At 36.7% G+C, this 2,185-nt stretch carries 2 protein-coding genes; both read left to right on the top strand.

Translation table 11 applies throughout. From position 1 onward, the window contains the following. A partial coding sequence (locus tag ENL20_01160; protein ID HHE37169.1) for an asparaginase occupies window positions 1–610 on the top strand: 610 nt, incomplete at its 5' end. 195 nt (window positions 611–805) lie between these two features. Next, complete coding sequence (locus tag ENL20_01155) at window positions 806–2,044, top strand: cation:proton antiporter (protein HHE37168.1); 1,239 nt, start codon at window positions 806–808, stop codon at window positions 2,042–2,044. The last annotated feature ends 141 nt before the right edge of the window (window positions 2,045–2,185 follow it).

Raw genomic sequence — 2,185 nt, 5'->3', positions numbered from 1 at the left:
TGATGGACCTCGAAATATTGTAGGAGCAGTTCGTGTAGCCTGTGATCATCAGGCAAAAGGAAAGGGTGTTCTAGTTGTCCTGAATGATGAGATCGATGCAGCCAGAGATGTTGTTAAAACCGATTCCAGTAAAACAGATGCTTTTTTAACTCCTTCTTATGGTCTGCTTGGAATAATCGATCCGGATAGGATTATTTTTTACAGAGAATTGATTGTCAAAGAGAAAATCCATACGGATAAGATTGAATCTAATATTGATTTGATCAAATGTGTGAGCAGTATGGATGGTCGTTTTATCAAAACCTCGATCGAAAACGATGCAAAAGCAATTGTCCTCGAAGCATTTGGCAGGGGAAATGTTCCCAGGTTCATTGTTCCGGAAATCAGAGAAGCGATCATTAAAAACATTATCGTTGTAGTCGTTTCTCGAACTTATACCGGAAGAGTTCTACCCGAATATGGTTATGAAGGTGGTGGAGCTTATCTGAAAAAGATAGGAGTTATTTTTGGAGAAGATATTAAAGGTCCGAAAATGAGGATCAAATTGATGGTTCTTTTTGGGAAGTACAAGGATCCGGAATTAGTCAGGAAGTATCTTTTGGAAAATTGAACTCATATAATTTAAGAATTAATCATTTTGCTTATTCTGTCATTATGAGTCCCGAAGGTTTTCGGGATTACATTTCTTTCGAAGAAATTTACCTTATAAAGGGATTCTTAAACAGAAACTAACTCTTTCAGAAAGAGATAACCTTAAAATGACAATCAATCTTTCAATTTATTTAGTCTTTAAAAAGGAAATGAGATGTTGAACATTGTGGAAATAATCAGAGAAAGCTTCGTCCATCATATTGTATTCAGTGCAGGTTTATTGCTGATTGTCGGGTATTTGTTCGGACAGTTAGCAGAGAAAGCAAAATTACCTGCGATCACAGGTTATATTTTTGCTGGAATTTTAATTGGCAGTTCCGGATTAAAATTTATTCGACACGAAAATATGCACATGCTGAACATTGTTTCGGAAATAACATTATCTTTCATTGCCATGATAATTGGCGGAGAATTCTCCTTTTACAAATTACGAATCTATGGGAAAAAAGTGATCTTATTGACAGTCTCTCAAATGTTTCTCACTTTCGCTCTTGTCTCTGCAGGTTTGATCTTATTAAATCTACCTGTTTATGTTTCCTTTCTTCTCGGAGCGATCGGAGCTGCAACCGCTCCTGCTGCTACTGTTGTCATAGTAGAGAAATTGAAAGTTAAAGGTGAATTTGTCGATTATCTTTATGGGATAGTCGCTCTTGATGACGCCGGAACCGTAATCTTATTTTCAATTGCATTTGCTTTATCAACTTCTATTATTGGAGAGGTAAATGTAAATTTCGGGATTTCGATCATTCATGCTTTTCTGGAAATTTTTTATTCGCTCATAATCGGGATCATCGGAGGTTTCCTGATCCATTTTGCATCTTCAAAAAAGAGAAATATCAATGAGATCAAGATCATAACACTCGGTATTTTATTTTTGACAACCTCGATCTCCATCAGTCTGGAACTTTCTCCCTTGATCACCAATATGACCGCCGGCATGCTGATCATTAATTTGAGTAAAAAAAACATCAAGATCTTGTCCTCGCTTCAACCTTTGACTCCACCCTTGTATGCAATCTTTTTCGCGGTTGCCGGAGCAGAATTAAGTCTTTCCATTTTTAAAGACAGCACCGTTCTGATCGCGGGATTAACTTTTATTATCCTCCGCGCATTTGGAAAATACTTCGGTATCTATTTTTCAGCAACTTCCTTGAAAGCTTCTGAAAATGTAAAAAAATATCTCGGATTAGGATTATTACCACAAGCCGGAGTTGCGATCGGACTGGTTCTTTTTGTGCAGGCATCTCCCATAATCGAGCAGGCTTCAGCAGCTATTCACTTGGAAATCGATAAAATGATCAATATCGTGTTGATGTCGGTTTTCTTCAATGAACTTTTCGGTCCCCCGCTCGCCAAGTATGCGATCTTGAAAAGCATTAAAAGGAGAAATTAGCAACGAACAAAACGAACAATACTAACAATTAATTCTTTGTTTTTTTTATGTTGCCAATCAGGGGATGGGGAACAATTAATAGATATTATTTTGTTGGTTTTGTTAGCTGTTAAATCAAAAAAAAGGAGAAAATAATGAATA

The sequence above is a fragment of the Candidatus Cloacimonadota bacterium genome (genome assembly GCA_011372345.1).
Classification (GTDB): Bacteria; Cloacimonadota; Cloacimonadia; order Cloacimonadales; family TCS61; genus DRTC01.
Note: the sequence above shows the minus strand (reverse complement) of the source record. Positions and strands in the feature narration are given on the sequence as shown.